Raw genomic sequence first — 17547 nt, forward strand, 5'->3', positions numbered from 1 at the left:
AAGCAGTGCGAAAAGGTGGCGGGATGGCGGGCGGAAGCTCGGGGAACGGGGCGCTGGTTCGCGCCGGACCGGCCGGCCAGGCGAACCACGGCTGCAAGTTTACCGAAAGTCCCGCCCGAAGATAGCGAAGATTATGCGCGGGCTTACGGGCAGGGCCGTGTGAGGCCCCCGGCAGCGCGGCGGCGATTCTTCTAGAATCGAGGGAAATTTAGTTCGCACCCAGAGGAAACGCACAATGGATATGGGAATTGCTGGACGCACCGCGCTGGTCTGCGCGGCAAGCAAGGGGCTCGGTCGCGGCTGTGCCGAGGCGCTCGCGGCCGAAGGTGTGGCGCTGACGATCGTGGCCCGCACCGCGCAGACGCTCGAAGCCACCGCCGCGGAAATCCGCGCGCAGACCGGCGTCGAGGTCAAGACGGTGGCCTGCGACATCACCACCCCCGAAGGCCGCGCCGCGGCGCTCGCCGCCTGTCCGCAGCCGGACATCCTCGTCAATAACGCGGGCGGGCCGCCGCCGGGAGACTTCCGCTCCTACACCCACGACGACTGGATCAGCGCGCTCGAAGCGAACATGCTCACACCGATCGCGCTGATCCAGGCGACGATCGACGGCATGATGGCGCGCGGTTTCGGCCGCATCGTCAATATCACGAGTTCGTCGGTGAAGGCGCCGATCGATGTGCTGGGGCTGTCGAACGGCGCGCGCTCGGGGCTGACCGGGTTCGTTGCCGGCGTGGCGCGTAAGGTCGCGGGGCAGGGCGTGACGATCAATAACCTGCTGCCGGGTTCGTTCGATACGGACCGCATCAACGCGGCCATCGCCGCGCAGGCCAAGGCCCAGGACATATCGATCGAGGAATCGCGGCGCCGCCGCATGGCATCGATTCCCGCAGGCCGGCTTGGCACCCCCGACGAGTTCGGCCGTGCCTGCGCGTTCCTGTGCAGCGTGCACGGCGGCTATATCACCGGGCAGAACTGGCTGATCGACGGCGGCACGTACCCCGGAACGTACTGAAGTGCAACGCGGCGCCGGCAGCGTGCGGGCGCGCAACATCAAGCAAAACCGGACCAATCCAGGAGAGACGATGGTCAAGGCAACACGATTCGATAAGACCGGTGGCCCCGAAGTCATGAAGTGGGTCGATATCGAAGTGGGCGAGCCGGGCGCGGGCGAAATCCGCGTGAAGCAGCATGCGGTCGGCCTGAACTACATCGATGTGTATTTTCGCACCGGGCTGTATCCGCTGCCGTTGCCGGGTGGTCTCGGCATGGAGGCGGCAGGCGAGGTCAGCGCGGTCGGTGCGGGCGTCGCGAACCTGCGGGTGGGCGACCGCATCGCCTACGTGGCGCGGCCACCCGGCGCGTATGCGCAGGAGCGCGTGCTGCCTGCGGAAAAGGTCGTGAAACTGCCTGAAGGAATCACCTACGAACAGGCGGCCTCCGTCATGCTGCAGGGGCTCACCGCGCAGTATCTGTTGCGCCGTACCTACCCGGTCAAGGCCGGCGACACGATCCTGATCCAGGCTGCCGCGGGCGGCGTCGGGCTGCTGGCGTGCCAGTGGGCGAAGGCACTCGGCGCGACCGTGATCGGCACGGTCGGCTCCGACGAGAAGGCGGAGATCGCGAAGGCGCACGGTTGTGATCACCCGATCGTCTACACGCGCGAAGACTTCACGAAGCGTGTGCGCGAGATTACCAACGGCGCGGGCGTGCCGGTCGTCTACGACTCGATCGGCAAGGACACCTTTACGGCATCGCTCGACTGTCTCGCGCCGCTCGGCTTGTTCGTCAGCTTCGGCAATGCATCGGGACCGCTGCCGCCGATCGACTCGTCCGAATTCGCCGGCCGCGGTTCGTTGTTCTTTACGCGCCCGACATTGTTTACGTATATCGGGAAACGCAGCGACTACGACGCGATGTCGAACGAGCTGTTCGACGTGCTGCTATCGGGTAAGGTGAAGACCAGCATCAACCAGCGCTACGCGCTGCCCGACGCCGGACAGGCGCATGCGGACCTCGAAGCGCGCCGCACCACCGGTTCGACGATCCTGCTGCCCTGATCCCGGCCAGGCCCGGCAATACCCGGGCACCCCCGTAGAAAGCCGCTCCCCGCCAGGGAGCGGCTTTTTTTGTTTACGCCATTTTTACACCCCCCTCCCGACCTTTGACCTGACCTTTACGCGGATCAGCATATCGTTGCACGCATCCAAAGTCCGCATATGGAGAACACCAAAATGGATGTGCTGTACATCGGGGGAATGGTGCTGTTTGCAGCGCTTACCTTTGCATTGATTGCCGGCTGCGAGAAGCTCATGCAGTTCCGGCGTGGTCAGGGAGCGCGCTCATGAACTGGATTCTGTGGTTGTCCGGTGCTGCGACCGCGCTACTGTTCGTCTACCTCGTCTATGCGCTGCTGCGCGCGGAGGACATTGAATGAACTCGAACAATGTCCTGCAAATTGGCATTTACATTGTCGTGCTGCTCGCGGGCGCCATTCCCGTCTCTCGCTATCTGACCAGTGTGATGGATGGCACGTCTCGCGTGGTCCGCTTCGGTGGTCCGCTCGAGCGCTTGCTGTACCGCATCGCCGGGGTCGACTCGTCGACCGAAATGAGCTGGAAGCACTACGCCATCGCTACCGTCGCGTTCAACGTGCTCGGCGTGCTGTTCCTGTACCTCCTGTTGCGTATTCAGGGCTGGTTGCCGGGCAACCCGCAGCAGTTCGGTCCGATGTCGGTCGACAGCGCCTTCAATACGGCTGTCAGCTTCGTCACCAACACGAACTGGCAGGATTACACGCCTGAGCAGACCGTCGGTTATCTGACGCAGATGCTCGGCCTGACGGTGCAGAACTTCCTGTCTGCTGCCACCGGCATCGTCGTGGTCATCGCGATGATCCGCGGCTTCGCCCGTCATTCGGCGAAGACCATCGGCAACTTCTGGGTCGACATCACGCGCGTCACGCTGTACGTGCTGCTGCCGATGGCCGCCATCGTCGCTGCGCTGCTGATGAGCCAGGGTGTGATCCAGAACTTCAAGTCGTATCAGGACGTGCCGACGCTGCAAACCACGACCTATGCGGCACCGAAGCTCGATGCGCAAGGCAACCCGGTGAAGGACGCGAAGGGCAATGCGGTCACGGTCGACACCAAGCTGACGACGCAGACCATCGCCATGGGCCCGGTGGCGACGCAGGAAGCGATCAAGATGCTCGGCACCAATGGTGGCGGCTTCTTCAACGGGAATTCGGCACACCCGTACGAAAACCCGACGCCGTTCAGCAACTTCCTGCAGATCTTCTCGATGCTGATCATCCCGGCGGCGCTTGCGCTGGTGTTTGGCCGGATGATCATGGACCGCAAGCAGGGTATCGCCGTACTGGCCGTGATGACGATCGCATTCGCCGCCTGTGTGCTGGGTGAAGTCAGCAGCGAGCAGGCCGGTAACCCGGCCTTCACCGCGCTGCACGTCGATCAATCCGCGAACGATCTGCAATCGGGCGGCAACACGGAAGGCAAGGAAACGCGCTTCGGGATCGCGCAGTCGGGCATCTTCACGATCGCCACCACGGCGGCCTCGTGCGGTGCGGTCGACAACACGCACGACTCGTTGACGCCGCTCGGCGGCCTCTATCCGATGCTGCTGATCCAGCTGGGCGAAGTGATCTTCGGCGGTGTGGGCTCCGGTATGTACGGGATGCTCGTGTTCGCGATGCTCGCCGTGTTCGTGGCAGGCCTGATGATCGGCCGCACACCTGAATACGTCGGCAAGAAGATCGAAGCGTACGAGATGAAGATGGTGTCGATCGTCGTGCTGCTGACGCCGCTGCTGGTGCTGGTGGGGACGTCGATCGCCGTGTTGAGCGATGCGGGCAAGGCGGGTATTTCCAACCCCGGTCCGCACGGCTTCTCGGAAATTCTCTATGCGTTCAGCTCGGCCGGGAATAACAACGGTAGCGCGTTTGCCGGCCTGTCTGTGAACACGCCGTTCTACAACTGGTTGACCGCGATTGCGATGTGGTTTGGCCGCTTCGGCTCGCTGATTCCGGTGCTGGCTATCGCCGGCTCGCTGGCAGCCAAGAAGCGTCTGGCGGTCACCGCCGGCACGTTGCCTACGCATGGCCCGCTGTTTGTTGTACTGCTGCTTGGCACGGTGCTGCTTGTCGGCGCACTGACTTACGTGCCTGCACTCGCTCTCGGCCCTGGCGTCGAGCATCTGCTGATGCTCGCTGGCCACTAACGGGAAAATCGGGGATCCAATGACTGTTCATACTGCAACACGGTCCATGTTCGATCCGGCGCTGGTGCGCCCGGCGATCGTGGACTCATTCAAGAAACTCACGCCGCGCACACAGTTCCGTAATCCGGTGATGTTCTGCGTGTACGTCGGCAGCATCCTGACGACGATCCTCTGGATCGCCGCGCTGGCCGGCCAGGCCGAAGCGCCTGCGGGGTTCATCCTCGCGGTCGCACTGTGGCTGTGGTTCACGGTGCTGTTCGCCAACTTCGCAGAAGCGCTCGCTGAAGGCCGTTCGAAGGCCCAGGCTGCATCGCTGCGCAGCGCGAAGAAAGACGTGATGGCCAAGAAGCTCAACGAGCCGCATCCGAAGGCGCCGATCCGCATCACGACGGCCTCCGATCTGCGCAAGGGCGACGTCGTGCTGGTGGAAACCGGCGACGTGATCCCGGCTGACGGCGAAGTGATCGAAGGCGTGGCGTCGGTTGACGAATCGGCGATTACCGGCGAATCCGCACCGGTGATCCGCGAATCGGGCGGCGACTTCTCGTCGGTAACGGGCGGCACGCGCGTGCTGTCGGACTGGATCGTCGTGCGCGTTTCGGTGAATCCGGGCGAAGCGTTCCTCGACCGCATGATTGCGATGGTCGAAGGCGCGAAGCGTCAAAAGACGCCGAACGAAATCGCGCTGACCATTCTGCTGGTCGCACTGACGATCGTGATGCTGCTCGCTACCGCGACGCTGCTGCCGTTCTCGATGTTCTCGGTCGAAGCCGTCAAGGCCGGCCACGTGGTGAGCATCACGGCACTCGTGGCCCTGCTGGTATGTCTGATTCCGACGACGATTGGTGGCCTGCTGTCCGCCATTGGCGTGGCCGGTATGAGCCGCATGATGCAGGCCAACGTGATTGCAACGTCGGGCCGTGCCGTGGAAGCGGCCGGTGACGTCGATGTGCTGCTGCTCGACAAGACCGGCACGATCACGCTCGGTAACCGTCAGGCTTCGACCTTTGTGCCGGCGCCGGGCGTGACCGAAGAAGCGCTCGCCGATGCGGCACAGCTGTCGTCGCTGTCGGACGAAACACCGGAAGGGCGCAGTATCGTCGTGCTCGCCAAGCAGCGCTTCAACATCCGCGCTCGCGACATGGCCTCGCTGCAGGCCGTATTCCTCGCCTTCACGGCACAGACGCGCATGAGCGGCGTCGATCTGCCAGGTCGCGAGATCCGCAAGGGCGCAGCCGATGCGGTCAAGACCTACGTCGAAGCCAACGGCGGCCGCTATCCGGCAGAAGTGAACAACGCCGTAAGCGAAGTCGCACGCCGCGGCAGCACGCCGCTGGTCGTGGCCGAAAAGGGCGAGCACGGTGCACGCGTGCTCGGCGTGATCGAGCTGAAGGACATCGTCAAGGGCGGTATCAAGGAGCGTTTCGCCGAACTGCGCAAGATGGGTATCAAGACCATCATGGTGACGGGCGACAACCGCTTGACCGCTGCCGCGATTGCAGCCGAAGCCGGCGTGGACGACTTCCTCGCGGAAGCGACTCCGGAAGCCAAGCTGACGACGATTCGCTCGTATCAGGCCGAAGGCAAGCTGGTGGCGATGACCGGCGACGGTACCAACGACGCTCCCGCGCTGGCGCAAGCCGACGTGGCCGTGGCGATGAACACCGGTACGCAGGCGGCGAAGGAAGCCGGCAACATGGTCGACCTCGATTCGAACCCGACCAAGCTGATCGAGATCGTCGAAATCGGCAAGCAGATGCTGATGACGCGCGGCTCGCTGACGACGTTCTCGATTGCCAACGACGTCTCCAAGTACTTCGCCATCATCCCGGCCGCGTTTGCAAGTACCTACCCGGTGCTGAACAAGCTGAACGTGATGCATCTGGCCACGCCGGCCTCGGCGATCATGTCGGCGGTGATTTTCAACGCACTGATCATCGTCGCGCTGATTCCGCTCGCGCTGAAGGGCGTGAAGTACCGGCCGCTCGGCGCGTCGATTCTGCTGCGCCGGAATCTGCTGATCTATGGCCTTGGCGGGATCATCGTGCCGTTTATCGGCATCAAGCTGATCGACATGGTGCTGGCCGCGCTCGGCTGGGTTTAACAGGCTGCGTCCGGCGGCACGGGCTGCCGGACGCGTCTAACAGGATTGCCAATCATGAAACTTTTTCGTCCGCTTATCGTGCTCTTCGTCGTGCTGTCGGCGATCACGGGACTCGCTTATCCGGCCGTCATGACCGCCATCGGCCAGGGTGTGTTCCACAGCCAGGTCAACGGCAGCATGATCGAACAGAACGGCAAGGTGGTCGGCTCGAAGCTGATCGGCCAGCAGTTCGATGCGCCGCAGTACTTCTGGGGCCGTCTGTCGGCTATCAGCCCGAAACCGTATGATCCGACGAGCTCCGGCGGCTCGAACATCGGCCCGACCAATCCGGCACTGCTGGACGAGGTCAAGGGGCGCATCGACGCGCTGAAGGCCGCGGGTACCGATATGTCGAAGCCGGTGCCGGTCGATCTCGTGACCTCGTCGGGTAGCGGTCTCGATCCGGAAATCAGCCCGGCCGCCGCTGCGTATCAGGTCGACCGCGTGGCGAAAGCGCGCAAGATGAACGCCAACGACGTCGCCGCGCTGGTCGATCGCTACACGACCGGACGCCAGTTCGGCGTGCTCGGCGAGCCGCGTGTGAACGTGCTGGAGCTGAATCTCGCGCTGGATGCCGCAGCGCACGGTTAAACCGCGTCTTCTCCCCCAAGGCGGCGCCCCGCGTGGGCGCCGCCGCTTTTTGCTATTGAGCCTTTGCGCTGCTGCTCCGCTGTGTGCATCTGTCATCGCCGATGCGCATCGCATCCACCCGTCCCCAGCCGTTTGCGGATAGCGTGCCGCCGTGCGACCATCGCGCCATGACGGACTGCGCACCTGCATCCGCGGTGCCGCGTCCGCCTCCTATCGTCACCTTCGATGAACCGACCCAACCCCGACGAACTGCTCGACAAACTGCAGCGCGATGAAGAAAAGCAGCAGCGCGGCAAACTGAAGATTTTTTTCGGCGCGTCGGCGGGCGTGGGCAAGACCTACGCCATGCTGCAGGCAGCGCGTCGTCGCATGGAAGACGGCGTCGATGTGCTGGTCGGCATCGCGGAGACGCATGGCCGCACCGAGACCGCCGCACTGCTCGACGGGCTCGACGTGCTGCCGCTCGCGCATATCGAATATCGCGGCCGCAAGCTCGGCGAATTCGATCTCGACGCGGCGCTCGCGCGCGCACCGCAACTGATCCTCGTCGACGAACTCGCGCATTCGAACGTGCAGGGCGCGCGGCATCTGAAGCGCTGGCAGGACGTCTACGAACTGCTCGATGCGGGCATCGACGTCTATACGACGGTCAACGTCCAGCATCTGGAGAGTCTGAACGACGTGGTCGGACAGATCACCGGCATCCGCGTGTGGGAGACGGTGCCCGACCGCGTGTTCGACCGTGCCGACGAAATCACGCTGGTCGATCTGCCCGCCGAGGAACTGCTCGGCCGCATGCGCGACGGCAAGGTGTATATGCCCGCGCAGGCGGAGCGCGCGGTGCGCAATTTCTTTCGCAAGGGCAACCTGATTGCGTTGCGCGAACTCGCGCTGCGGCGCACCGCCGATCGTGTCGATGCGCAGATGCGCGAGTACCGCGCCGACCGTTCGATCCAGCGCATCTGGCAGGCGCGCGAACGGCTGCTGGTGTGCGTCGGTCCCGGCCCCGAAGCACCGACATTGGTGCGCGCGGCCGCGCGTCTCGCGGCGAGCCTGAAGGCCGACTGGATCGCGGTGTATGTCGAGACACCGCGGCTGCAGCAACTGCCCGCCGCGCGCCGCGAGCGCACGCTCGGCGCATTGCATCTCGCCGCCGAACTGGGCGCCGAAACGGCGACGCTCGCAGGCGCCGATGCGGTCGCCACGCTGGTCAGTTATGCACGCGTGCGCAATGTGTCGAAGCTCGTCGCGGGGGGCTCGATGCGCACCGGTGTGTCACGCTGGCTGCGGCGGCCGATCGGCGAGCGCATCGCCGAGCGCGCCGGCGATCTCGATCTCACGCTGATCCGCGCATTCGAAGAGCGCAGCAGCGACGGTGCGTCGCGCGGTCCGCTCGACACCGGGGTACAGGCATGGCGCGAAGCGCTGGGCGCCGCCCGCGAACGACGTTCGCCGCCGCGCGCCTACGCATGGGCGCTCACGCTGTGCGCGGTCATTACGCTGGTCGCGAGCCAGCTCATCGATCACATCGATCTGACCAACCTCGTGATGCTGTATCTGCTCGGCGTCATTTTCGCGGCCGTGAGGCTCGGGCGCGGGCCGGGCGTGGTGCTGTCGTTCGTCAGCGTTGCTGCGTTCGATTTCTTCTTCGTGCCGCCGCGCATGTCGCTGTCCGTGTCGGACACGCAGTATCTGTTGACCTTCGTCGGCATGCTGCTGACCTCGCTCGTGATCAGCCATCTGACCTCGAGCCTGCGCCGCGAGGCGAGCGTCGCGCAGCGGCGCGAAGCGCGCACCGGCGCAATGTATGCGATGGCCGGTGAACTGGCCGCGGCGCTTACCACCGAACAGATCGTCGGCATTGGTAGCCGCCATGTCAACGAAGTGTTCCGCGCGCGTGTGGCGATGCTGCTGCCGGACAGCGCGGACCAGGTGCGGCAGAAGATCGAAGACCCCGATGCCGAGGTCACGCTCGAAGGCGCGGATCTCGACAGCGACGTTGGTCAGTGGGTCTACGATCAGCAGAAGCCGGCGGGGCGCGGCACCGATACGCTGCCTGCCGCGATTGCGCTGTATCTACCGCTGAAGGCGCCGATGCGCACGCGCGGTGTGCTCGCAGTCGCGACGCGCGATCCGCACGAACTCGATGTGCCCGAGCAGCAGCGCATGCTCGACGCGTTTGCCGCGCAGATCGCACTGGCGCTCGAGCGCGTGCACTACGTCGACATCGCCCGCGATGCGCTCGTCAACATGGAATCGGAGCGCCTGCGCAATTCGTTGCTGTCGGCAATTTCGCACGATCTGCGTACGCCGCTCACCACGATTGTCGGCTTCGCGTCGATGCTCGCGCAGACCCGCACCGGTACGCCGCAACCCGGCGACGATCTGGTCGAGGCCATTCACGAAGAAGCGCTGCGCATGGCGGGCATCGTCACCAACCTGCTCGATATGGCGCGACTGCAGGCCGGCGGCCTGCAGTTGAATCGCCAATGGTCGCTGCTCGAAGAGACCGTGGGCGCCGCGCTGCGCGCATGCCGACGCGTGCTGGCGCGCCATCCTGCCCAGGTGCGCTTACCCGCCGATCTGCCGCTGCTGCAACTCGACGCGGTCTTGATGGAGCGCCTGTTCGCGAACCTGTTCGAGAATGCGGCGAAGTACGCGCCGCCCGATACGCCGCTCGTGATCGGCGCACAGCGCATCGATAACGCGGACGGCACGCCGTTCGTACGCGTCACCGTCGACGACGCGGGCCCCGGCTTGCCACCGGGCATGGAAACGCGCATCTTCGACAAATTCACACGCGGCGAGAAAGAGTCCGCGAAGCCGGGCATCGGGCTCGGGCTCGCAATCTGCCGCGCGATTGTCGAAGCGCATGGCGGTACAATCGGCGCGCTCAACCGGGTGGCCGCGGATGGGCACGTCGAAGGCGCGCGCTTCTGGTTCACGCTGCCGGTCGAGACGCCGCCGCCGGTGCCCGATGCGGGCGATGACACCGATGAGAGCGACGAGAGCGAAGGTTACGTCGAGGCCTTGCCCGACGAGGACCCCGATGAAACGCATGAACCAGACGAACCGCGTGCACTGCCTCGCCCGAAACCCGTAGCAGGACCCACCGATGAATGAGCCGAGCATCACCGTCGTTCTGATCGAAGACGAAAAGCAGATCCGCCGTTTCGTGCGCACGTCGCTGGAAGGCGAGGGCATCACCGTGTACGACGCGGAAACGGGCAAGCAAGGTCTCATCGAGGCGGCGACCCGCAAACCCGATCTCGTGATCGTCGATCTCGGCCTGCCCGATACCGATGGCCTCGACGTGATCCGCGAACTGCGCGGCTGGAGCGAACTGCCGGTGATCGTGCTGTCGGCACGCACCCAGGAAAGCGAGAAGGTCGCCGCCCTCGATGCCGGTGCCGACGACTATCTGACCAAACCGTTCGGCGTGTCCGAACTGCTCGCGCGGATTCGTGCGCACATGCGCCGGCGCAATCAGGGCGGCGCCAACGAATCGCCGCAAGTGCATTTCGGCGCCGTCACCGTCGATCTCGCCCTGCGCCAGGTATCGCGCGATGGTGCCGCGATCCATCTGACGCCGATCGAATACCGCTTGCTCGCCACGCTCGTGCGACACGCCGGCCGCGTGCTCACGCACCGGCAACTGCTGCGCGACGTGTGGGGGCCGTCGCATGTCGAGAGTCACCACTATCTGCGGATCTACATGGCGCATTTGCGGCAGAAGCTGGAGCGCGACCCGGCGCAGCCGGAGCATATCGTTACGGAAACGGGCGTGGGTTACCGGCTTGTCGGTGCAACCTGAGCGACGTAAGCGACCAGCGTGATCGGCCTGCCAGCCTGATAGAGGCATTTTTGATATAATTACGTTTCGTAAGGACGACCTTACGCATCCGCAGCAAACGGGGACGGCCCCATCTAAACCATGGAGTCGTCACATGTCCTGGGTTCTTCTTTTCATCGCCGGCCTGCTCGAAGTCGCATGGGCCGCCGGACTCAAAACCTCTGAAGGTTTCACGCGCCTGTGGCCGTCGGTGTTCACCATCGTCACGGCGCTCGGCAGCTTTATCCTGCTCGCGATGGCCATGCGCCAGTTGCCGCTCGGCACCGCTTACGCGGTGTGGACCGGGATCGGCGCGGTCGGCGCGTTCGTGTTCGGGATCGTGATGATGGGCGAGGCGGTGACGCTCGCGCGGGTCGCTAGCGCAGTGTTGATCGTCATCGGCCTGATCGGTCTGAAACTTTCTTCAGGTCACTGACTCGGGTCACTGGCTCAGATCACTGACTCAGGTCACTTAGCATGCCGCAACGGTGGCCGTGATAAAGCGATTTCGATTGCCCGATCGTCTTCATCACGGTGCCCTGCGAGACCGTCCCGTCACGCTGACGGGTTGCGGTCGAATGGCTGAATCCCACTCAATGCTTCTGATCGCTCTTCGGTTTGGGCGGCGTTTGTACCTTGGTGTACTGGAACGCAGGCGTTGCCTTCAGCGCTTCCTTCGTCGCGCCCGCCAGGTACAGATTGCCGTCGCGGATATCTAGCGCGCCGACCGGTACTGCGACATCGTGCGTGGCAACACCGAGAAAGCCGCCTGCTGCAACGATAGCCGCACTGACCGTTCCGTCGGGTGCGACGATCAGGTCGCGGATCGAGCCGATTTTCTGATTCTGATCGTTGTAGACCGCCTTGCCGAGAATGCTCTTCTTCACGCTCCAGCCCTGCAACAGGGCCTGCGATTGCTCGACGGTGACGCTGAGCGGTTGCGTGCCAGCGACCTGCGCGTGAGCGCCGATGCTGGATGCGAGTGCGACCGTAATCAATATTGCCTTGCGCAAAATCATGTTTGTTCGCTCCGTATCGGGATCTCTGCTGTCAGGCACATCTTCTGTGCCGCATAGGACCGCTTCCGACCGTCGGTAGTGCGCCAAGTGCATTCCGTGCAGCTGTCACCATCGGTCGCGGCTCGTTGCATCATACCGACTCCCGGATCAGCATGCAGTCAAGTGGGACTGACCCTGCATCACGGCGCTGTCACACGAATGCACCGTTTGTCGTTCATCGTTGCGTCATGGATGCCATGCGAACGCGCGGTGCAGCTTAAATGCGCCGATTATCGCGATCGCTTATCCTTCCGTTGATCCATTCGAGGAGATTACGATGCCCAACGCTTCTATCAACGCAGCGGCTTCATCCGACCTGACGACCTCTCTCTCCGGTTATGAATTGCTCGCCGATCCTTTGCTCAACAAAGGCACGGCGTTCACCGAAGCCGAGCGCGATCTCTTCGATCTGCATGGTCTCCTGCCGCCGAATATCGGCACGCTCGAAGAACAGGTTTCGCGGCGTCTGCAGGTGTTGCGTAGTTTCGCCACCGATCTCGAGCGCTACGCGTTTCTCAGAGAACTGCAGGACAGCAATGAAACGCTGTTTTTCGCACTGCTGGTGCAGAACCTCGAAGAGTTGTTGCCGGTCGTGTACACACCGACAGTCGGCGCCGGCTGCCAGCAATTCAGCAAGCTGTTCCGCAAGCCGCGCGGACTGTTCCTCAGTTTGCCGCACAAGAACCGTATCGAAGCGATCCTCGCGCATCCGCGTTTCGATAACGTCGAGGCGATCGTGGTCACCGACGGCGAGCGCATTCTCGGCCTCGGCGACCAGGGCGCGGGCGGCATGGGCATTCCGATCGGCAAGCTCGCGCTCTATACGGGCTGCGGCGGTCTTCATCCGGCTACCACGCTACCGATCATGCTCGATGTCGGCACCGACAACCCGGATTGCCTGAGCGATCCGCTCTATATCGGCTGGCGCCACGAACGCGTGCGCGGACAGGAGTACGACGATTTCATCGACGCGTTTGTTCAGGCGGTCATCAAGCGTTGGCCGCACGTGCTGCTGCAATGGGAAGATTTCGCGAAGAATAACGCGACCCGTATGCTCGAGCGCTACCGCGACAGCCTCTGCACATTCAACGACGATGTCCAGGGCACGGCGGCTGTGGCGACCGGCACGCTGCTGTCGGCGATCAACGTCACGGGCGTACCGCTCACCGAGCAACGCATTGCGGTGATGGGCGCCGGTTCGGCCGGCTGCGGGATTGCGAGCCTGATTCGCCAGGCGATGACGGACGCGGGTCTGTCCGACAGCGAAGCTGGGCAACGCTTCTTCATGGTCGATCGCGATGGGTTGCTGGTCGAGGGCATGGAGGGTCTGGCTTCGTTCCAGCAACCGTTCGTGCAGCAGAAGTCGGCGGTGGGTGGCTGGACGCTCGATCATCCGGACAAGATCGCGCTGCTCGACGTCGTGCGCAACGCGAAGCCGACTGTGCTGATCGGTGTGTCGGGGCAGCCGGGCGCGTTTTCCGAACCGGTGGTGCGCGCGATGGCCGAGTTCAACAAGCGGCCCGTCATTTTCCCGCTCTCTAATCCGACCTCGCGGGCCGAAGCGACTCCCGAAGACCTCGAAGCGTGGAGCGAGGGTCGGGCTGTGATCGGCACGGGCAGCCCGTTCCCGCCGCTCACCCGCAATGGCGCGAAGTTCAAGGTGGACCAGACCAACAACTCGTATATCTTCCCTGGCGTCGGTCTGGGGGCCATTGCCGTCAAGGCCGAACGCGTCACCGACGCGATGTTCATGGTCGCGGCGAAAGCCCTGGCCGCGGCATCGCCCGCGCGCAACGACCCGCGCAGCAATCTGCTGCCGCCCGTGACTTCGCTGCGCGAGGTTTCAGTGACGGTGGCGCTTGCGGTGGCGCTTCAGGCGCATAAGGACGGACTGACCAAGGGCGTCGATACCGATCAGATAGAAGGCCTGATCCGCGCGAAGATCTGGGCTCCGCACTACGTCCCGTACAGCCGGACCAAAAGCAGCGCCGTTTAAGCCAGCCCGAAGCAGTCAAAGCAGAAAAAGGGGGTATTGCTGTGCTCAACACCATTCTCAATGGGTTGTTGCCGGTCGCGTTCGTCATCGGGCTCGGCTGGCTATCGTGCCGGCTCGGTCTGCTGAAGCACGCCGATGCCGGCGTGCTTGCCACTCTGGTGATTCGTTTTGCGCTGCCTTTCGCGCTGTTCGAAGGCGCAGTCAAGACCTCGCCGGACAAACTGCAGAACGCGGGCTTTGCCGCCTGCCTGACGCTCGGGTTGATGGGCACCTATGTGATTGCGTTGCTGGTCGGTCGCTATGTGTTCAAACACGATCTGCGTACGGCCACGATGCAGGCGCTGGTGTGTGCGTTTCCCGATATGGCTTACTTCGGTGCGCCCATTCTGGCGGCGGTGTTCGGACCCGAGGGGTTTCTCGCCGTGCTGGTCGGCAATCTGATCACCAGTATCTTCATGCTGCCGCTGACTATCGTGCTGACGAACCTGCACGGTAAAGGCACCGAAGGAAACGGATGGCAGGAGGCGCTGAAGGTGTTCTGGCAGAGCATCGTGCGTGCCGTGATCAATCCGATTGTCTGGCTGCCTATTCTCGGCATGGTGCTGAGCTTCACGCACGTCACGTTGCCCGGACCCGTGCTCACGTCCGTCGACCTGATCGCGAAGGCCGCCGGCGGGACGTCATTGTTTGCACTCGGACTGATGCTGTATGGCGAGCGCTTCGTCATCAATGCCAATGTGCTGACCAACCTCGGGATCAAGAATCTCCTGCAGCCGGCGCTGATGGCGCTCGGTGCGGTGCTGTTCGGCGTGGTCGGCGCGCCTGCGCACCAGGCCGTGATCACCGGGGCGGTGCCGACTGCAACGGCCGCTGCGATGTTCGCGTTGAAGAGCAACACCTACACCACCGATGCAACGGCCACGATTCTCGTCAGCACCCTGCTGGGCGTGCTGACGGAAGGCTTGCTGATTGCTTACTTCTTCTGATCGACGGCAACCTGCTGCGACACTGCAAACGCCTGGCGCGACAGCGCCAGGCAAACCGCCTCGCCCCATTCGACGCGCTTCGTGTCATGCTGGCGGAATAACGGTCGGAACATCGGAGCCGCCGATCGAGCAGGCAATACAAACACGTTCGACGGGTTGCTACAAATCGCGACACACAAGATCGGCTCTTGTGATTACGCTTCTAGCCGGCCGCTGACACTTGCCCAGATATAGCGGGTGAGTCTGTCAGCATTCTCGGAGTAAAGCGAACGGACGATCCGCGATGAGAGCGCTTAGTGATGCATCGTATTCGCAAGAAACGGCTTTCCTGTGCGCACGGGAGCCGTTATGAACCAACCTCAGCCTGCAGGGAGCGCCAGCGCCCAGGCGCTCACGGTACTGTTCGTCGATCAGAGCGGCCAGCTCGGTGGGGCGGAGTTTGCGCTGCTGTCGCTGGCGGGTCTGTATGCGTCTCGTGGCAAGGTGGTGTTGTTGTCGGAGGGACCGTTTCGCGCGCGGCTCGAAGCGCTTGGCGTGCACGTGCAGGTGATCGGCAGCAAGCAAGTGTCGAACATTCATCGACAGTCGATGCGCTTCGGCTGGCTGCGCGCGCTACCGGGTATCGCGAGCCAGGTGCGGGCAATCGCCGCGGAGGCAAAACGTTTCGACGTCCTGTTTCTGAATACGCAAAAGGCACTCGTGCTCGGTGCACTGGGTAAGCCGTTTCATCGCCGGCCCGTCATCTGGTATCTGCACGACATCATGTCGGCGCAACACTTCGGTTTCGTCCAGCGTGCCATCGTCAAATGGATGGTTTGCCATATGGTCGATCGCGTGGTCGCGAATTCGCACGCGTCCGCACAGGCGCTTGCGGCACTTACCGGGTGCGCGACCGACACACTGGCCGTCGTGCACAACGGCATCGACACGAGCATCTTCGATAGTTTCGGCACGCTCGATGCCGACGACATCGCAGCCTTGCGAAGGCGTCTCGGTTTGCCCGAACACGTGTGGCTCGCCGGACTTTTCGGCCGGATCGCACCGTGGAAGGGGCAGCACGTTGCCATTGCCGCACTGGCCCGCCTGCAAGACGTGCATCTGGTACTGGTCGGCGATGCGCTGTACGGCGAGCACGCCTACGCGCACGAACTGCACGATCTCGCGAAGCGCATCGGCGTCACCGAACGCGTGCACTTCGTCGGCTTTCGCGACGAGATACCTGCGTGGATGAAAGCGATGGACGTCATCCTGCATACGTCGACTGAACCGGAGCCGTTTGGGCGCGTGATTGTCGAAGGGATGGCGGCCGCGAAGCCGGTCATCGCGACTGCGGCGGGCGGCGTCACCGAAATCATCCGGCACCAGCACAATGGCTGGCTTGTGCAGCCCGGTGACGAGAAGGAACTCGCCGATGCGGTGAGTACTTTGCGTGCATCGCCGGACCTCGCGCAACGTCTCGCCGATCAGGGCCACGCCGATGCACAGCGCGATTTTTCACTCGACGGCTTTCTGCGCAAGATGACGCAAGAGATTGCGAACACCGCGCGACGATGATGTCGCACGTCGCGGATCAGGCCTGCTTCGCATTGATCCGCCTGTCGTTTTCCCCTTATTTCCCCTTCATTTGCCCGTTAGTGTCAGCGTTCGATTCGCCCGAAACCCGCCACGCCGTGCGCGGCGGTGCGACAAGGTTAAATCCCCGGAAGCCTTGTCGCCATTGGCGGGGCGGGTGGTCGCCGAAGTCGCCATGAACTGCTGCAAGCGGATGATGAGTCCGCTGCGCACACCACCCGCCAGCCGTTCTCCAGTGGGCCGCGAATTAACGTGGCTATAATGAAAGCCATATTTACCTGAATAACCTGAACTTCCCCGCGCTCGCGGTCCGCTATGGCAGACGGGCTTTGCGCGGGATCGGCGGCTTCGGCGCGGCGGGTTCCACGCGTTTTCCATGCTAATCGATGCGATTCCATGCACGAGCAGCGGAGATCCCGCGAACCGGCCGAAGCACCCGGCATGCAGCGCGCGCCAGGAGGCGGCCATGCTTGAACCTCTTTCTCTTGCAGCAGGTCTGTCGTGGGGTAGCGGCCTGCGCCTCTATCTGACGGTCCTGCTTGCCGGCGTGTTCGAACGCCTCGGCTTCATCCATCTGCCCGATACGCTGTCCGTGCTGTCGTCGCCGTGGGTCATCGGTGCGGCCGCCGTGCTCACCGTCACCGAGTTTCTCGCTGACAAGATCCCCGCTTTCGATTCCCTCTGGGATGCCGTGCACACGTTTATCCGCATTCCCGCCGGCGCCGTGCTCGCGGTCGGCGCGTTCGGCCATGCCGATCCGGCGCTGCTGACGGTCGCGGCGCTGGCCGGCGGCACGCTCGCCGGCACTGCCCATCTCGCGAAGGCGGGCACGCGGGCACTGATCAACCTGTCGCCGGAACCGGTGTCGAACATCGTGACGTCGACCGCTGAAGACGGCCTCGTGTTCGGTGGCCTGCTGCTCGCGTTGTTTGTCCCTCTACTGTTCCTCGTGCTGCTGATCGGCTTCCTCGCGCTCGCCGGCTGGGCATTGCCGCGTCTGTGGCGCGGCGTGCAAGGCAGTTATCGCGGGATGGCGACGCATATGGTGACGCGCTTCGGCTCGCTCAGAGGCAGGCACGATTGAGCGACGCTGCGCAGACCCCCTTGCCGCGCACCGCGGCGCATCGCCT

16 protein-coding genes are annotated in these 17547 nt (G+C 63.7%); 14 read left to right on the forward strand and 2 right to left on the reverse strand.

Going from position 1 to position 17547, the window contains the following annotated elements; all coding sequences use genetic code 11:
* Positions 1 to 235: 235 nt before the first annotated feature.
* From M0D65_RS28575 to sugE, 10 genes are all read left to right on the forward strand, one after another.
* On the forward strand, positions 236 to 1015 hold the full coding sequence (locus M0D65_RS28575; protein ID WP_091018429.1) for an SDR family oxidoreductase: 780 nt from the start codon (positions 236 to 238) through the stop codon (positions 1013 to 1015).
* Positions 1016 to 1085: 70 nt separating this feature from the next.
* Positions 1086 to 2060: a quinone oxidoreductase gene (locus tag M0D65_RS28580; RefSeq protein WP_266255555.1), complete on the forward strand. Its 975-nt coding sequence runs from the start codon at positions 1086 to 1088 to the stop codon at positions 2058 to 2060.
* Positions 2061 to 2234: 174 nt separating this feature from the next.
* Positions 2235 to 2348, forward strand: a complete 114-nt coding sequence (locus tag M0D65_RS28585; RefSeq protein WP_096722412.1) for a potassium ABC transporter ATPase — start codon at positions 2235 to 2237, stop codon at positions 2346 to 2348.
* The gene (gene kdpF / locus M0D65_RS28590; protein WP_011487462.1) at positions 2345 to 2437 is read left to right on the forward strand and encodes a K(+)-transporting ATPase subunit F; all 93 of its coding nucleotides are present in this window, start codon (positions 2345 to 2347) and stop codon (positions 2435 to 2437) included. Before M0D65_RS28585 ends, kdpF begins: the two co-directional genes overlap by 4 nt.
* On the forward strand, positions 2434 to 4239 hold the full coding sequence (kdpA, locus tag M0D65_RS28595) for a potassium-transporting ATPase subunit KdpA (RefSeq protein ID WP_266255556.1): 1806 nt from the start codon (positions 2434 to 2436) through the stop codon (positions 4237 to 4239). Before kdpF ends, kdpA begins: the two co-directional genes overlap by 4 nt.
* A 19-nt stretch (positions 4240 to 4258) precedes the next feature.
* Positions 4259 to 6343, forward strand: coding sequence for a potassium-transporting ATPase subunit KdpB (gene kdpB, locus M0D65_RS28600; protein WP_266255557.1), 2085 nt, complete (start codon positions 4259 to 4261; stop codon positions 6341 to 6343).
* 51 nt (positions 6344 to 6394) lie between these two features.
* Complete coding sequence (kdpC, locus tag M0D65_RS28605) at positions 6395 to 6973, forward strand: potassium-transporting ATPase subunit KdpC (protein WP_266255626.1); 579 nt, start codon at positions 6395 to 6397, stop codon at positions 6971 to 6973.
* A 225-nt stretch (positions 6974 to 7198) separates the two neighbouring features.
* Positions 7199 to 10096 carry a DUF4118 domain-containing protein gene (locus M0D65_RS28610; protein ID WP_266255558.1) on the forward strand — a complete coding sequence of 966 codons (2898 nt, stop codon included), beginning with the start codon at positions 7199 to 7201 and terminating at the stop codon, positions 10094 to 10096.
* Positions 10089 to 10787, forward strand: a complete 699-nt coding sequence (gene kdpE / locus M0D65_RS28615) for a two-component system response regulator KdpE (RefSeq protein ID WP_091018417.1) — start codon at positions 10089 to 10091, stop codon at positions 10785 to 10787. The genes M0D65_RS28610 and kdpE overlap by 8 nt, the downstream gene beginning before the upstream one ends.
* A gap of 133 nt (positions 10788 to 10920) precedes the next feature.
* Positions 10921 to 11241 carry a quaternary ammonium compound efflux SMR transporter SugE gene (sugE, locus tag M0D65_RS28620; RefSeq protein WP_091018414.1) on the forward strand — a complete coding sequence of 107 codons (321 nt, stop codon included), beginning with the start codon at positions 10921 to 10923 and terminating at the stop codon, positions 11239 to 11241.
* Positions 11242 to 11398: 157 nt separating this feature from the next.
* Here sugE and M0D65_RS28625 read toward each other — a convergent pair whose 3' ends face one another.
* On the reverse strand, positions 11399 to 11824 hold the full coding sequence (locus M0D65_RS28625; RefSeq protein WP_096722408.1) for a PRC-barrel domain-containing protein: 426 nt from the start codon (positions 11822 to 11824) through the stop codon (positions 11399 to 11401).
* Positions 11825 to 12140: 316 nt separating this feature from the next.
* On the opposite strand from M0D65_RS28625, the gene M0D65_RS28630 reads away from it, so the two are divergent.
* Both M0D65_RS28630 and M0D65_RS28635 read left to right on the forward strand, forming a co-directional pair.
* Positions 12141 to 13859 (forward strand): NAD-dependent malic enzyme, encoded by a 1719-nt coding sequence (locus M0D65_RS28630; protein ID WP_266255559.1) that lies wholly within the window; start codon positions 12141 to 12143, stop codon positions 13857 to 13859.
* A 41-nt stretch (positions 13860 to 13900) separates the two neighbouring features.
* Positions 13901 to 14845 carry an AEC family transporter gene (locus M0D65_RS28635; protein WP_266255560.1) on the forward strand — a complete coding sequence of 315 codons (945 nt, stop codon included), beginning with the start codon at positions 13901 to 13903 and terminating at the stop codon, positions 14843 to 14845.
* Here M0D65_RS28635 and M0D65_RS28640 read toward each other — a convergent pair.
* Complete coding sequence (locus M0D65_RS28640; RefSeq protein WP_266255561.1) at positions 14833 to 14958, reverse strand: hypothetical protein; 126 nt, start codon at positions 14956 to 14958, stop codon at positions 14833 to 14835. The genes M0D65_RS28635 and M0D65_RS28640 overlap by 13 nt on opposite strands.
* A 235-nt stretch (positions 14959 to 15193) precedes the next feature.
* Here M0D65_RS28640 and M0D65_RS28645 point away from each other — a divergent pair, with 235 nt between their 5' ends.
* Both M0D65_RS28645 and M0D65_RS28650 read left to right on the forward strand, forming a co-directional pair.
* Positions 15194 to 16399: a glycosyltransferase family 4 protein gene (locus tag M0D65_RS28645; protein WP_266255562.1), complete on the forward strand. Its 1206-nt coding sequence runs from the start codon at positions 15194 to 15196 to the stop codon at positions 16397 to 16399.
* 484 nt (positions 16400 to 16883) lie between these two features.
* Entirely contained in the window at positions 16884 to 17501 is a 618-nt protein-coding gene (locus tag M0D65_RS28650) for a DUF4126 domain-containing protein (RefSeq protein WP_091018696.1), read from the forward strand.
* The last annotated feature ends 46 nt before the right edge of the window (positions 17502 to 17547 follow it).

The organism is Paraburkholderia sp. CHISQ3 (genome assembly GCF_030464945.1).
GTDB lineage: Bacteria > Pseudomonadota > Gammaproteobacteria > Burkholderiales > Burkholderiaceae > Paraburkholderia > Paraburkholderia megapolitana.

Excerpts from the sequence above, each read along its gene's own strand:
- M0D65_RS28575 (WP_091018429.1), top strand. The coding sequence starts at position 236 with ATGGATATGGGAATTGCTGGACGCACCGCGCTGGTCTGCGCGGCAAGC.
- M0D65_RS28580 (WP_266255555.1), top strand. The coding sequence starts at position 1,086 with ATGGTCAAGGCAACACGATTCGATAAGACCGGTGGCCCCGAAGTCATG.
- M0D65_RS28585 (WP_096722412.1), top strand. The coding sequence starts at position 2,235 with ATGGATGTGCTGTACATCGGGGGAATGGTGCTGTTTGCAGCGCTTACC.
- kdpF (WP_011487462.1), top strand. The coding sequence starts at position 2,345 with ATGAACTGGATTCTGTGGTTGTCCGGTGCTGCGACCGCGCTACTGTTC.
- kdpA (WP_266255556.1), top strand. The coding sequence starts at position 2,434 with ATGAACTCGAACAATGTCCTGCAAATTGGCATTTACATTGTCGTGCTG.
- kdpB (WP_266255557.1), top strand. The coding sequence starts at position 4,259 with ATGACTGTTCATACTGCAACACGGTCCATGTTCGATCCGGCGCTGGTG.
- M0D65_RS28610 (WP_266255558.1), top strand. The coding sequence starts at position 7,199 with ATGAACCGACCCAACCCCGACGAACTGCTCGACAAACTGCAGCGCGAT.
- kdpE (WP_091018417.1), top strand. The coding sequence starts at position 10,089 with ATGAATGAGCCGAGCATCACCGTCGTTCTGATCGAAGACGAAAAGCAG.
- sugE (WP_091018414.1), top strand. The coding sequence starts at position 10,921 with ATGTCCTGGGTTCTTCTTTTCATCGCCGGCCTGCTCGAAGTCGCATGG.
- M0D65_RS28625 (WP_096722408.1), bottom strand. The coding sequence starts at position 11,824 with ATGATTTTGCGCAAGGCAATATTGATTACGGTCGCACTCGCATCCAGC.
- M0D65_RS28630 (WP_266255559.1), top strand. The coding sequence starts at position 12,141 with ATGCCCAACGCTTCTATCAACGCAGCGGCTTCATCCGACCTGACGACC.
- M0D65_RS28640 (WP_266255561.1), bottom strand. The coding sequence starts at position 14,958 with ATGTTCCGACCGTTATTCCGCCAGCATGACACGAAGCGCGTCGAATGG.
- M0D65_RS28645 (WP_266255562.1), top strand. The coding sequence starts at position 15,194 with ATGAACCAACCTCAGCCTGCAGGGAGCGCCAGCGCCCAGGCGCTCACG.
- M0D65_RS28650 (WP_091018696.1), top strand. The coding sequence starts at position 16,884 with ATGCTTGAACCTCTTTCTCTTGCAGCAGGTCTGTCGTGGGGTAGCGGC.